The sequence below is a fragment of the Candidatus Symbiopectobacterium sp. NZEC135 genome (genome assembly GCF_025962695.1).
The window spans coordinates 1-531 of sequence record NZ_JAGFPF010001476.1 but is presented as its reverse complement, the minus strand read 5'-3'; the positions used below and the strand labels follow the sequence as shown (position 1 = coordinate 531).

The following is a 531-nucleotide window of genomic DNA, read 5'->3' as shown; positions in this document are numbered from 1 at the left end:
CAGCAGCTCAGGGCGAGCGAAAAGCGCAGCGGTCACTACTTCCATGGCGCGGGTTTGCGCACCGAAATAGCGCGCATCTGAATTTTTTGCCAAACCGTAAGGAGACAAAGTGCCGTGACGTATTCCGCTAAATAGCCGTTGTGTTGATCCCTTTTCACCGAGGACGCTGAATTCGGATAGCCATAAATTCGTGGCATGCGCGGTTTCCTGCGAGGAAGAGGAAGCGACCCCCTTGTCATTGTAAGGGGTATGAAAAACGTCATTTCCTCCCTGCTTCATCTGTCCGGCGGGCGTAAGCTTGCAGCGATAGTCCACATTGTTGTGTTGAAAGCGGGTATCAACCGTTTCCCATTTCCGGGTGTTTAGCACCTCGCGCAAACCCGTTGCAAAGGCTTGTTTAGCGTGCGTTCTTGCCTCTTTTTCGGGAAAGCCTTGCTTGATAAACTCTCTTGTCAACCCGTCTATCAATAGGGGTTTTAGGGTTTTCGCTTCCTGCAAATCCTGTTTGGTGAGCGCTCTGTTTTCCGCATG

At 51.4% G+C, this 531-nt stretch carries 1 protein-coding gene; it reads right to left on the bottom strand.

Annotated features, from left to right (window positions below; genetic code table 11):
• Positions 1-531, bottom strand: a 531-nt coding sequence (locus tag J5224_RS34910) for an inositol phosphate phosphatase SopB (protein WP_319802556.1), incomplete at both ends; no start/stop codon positions are given.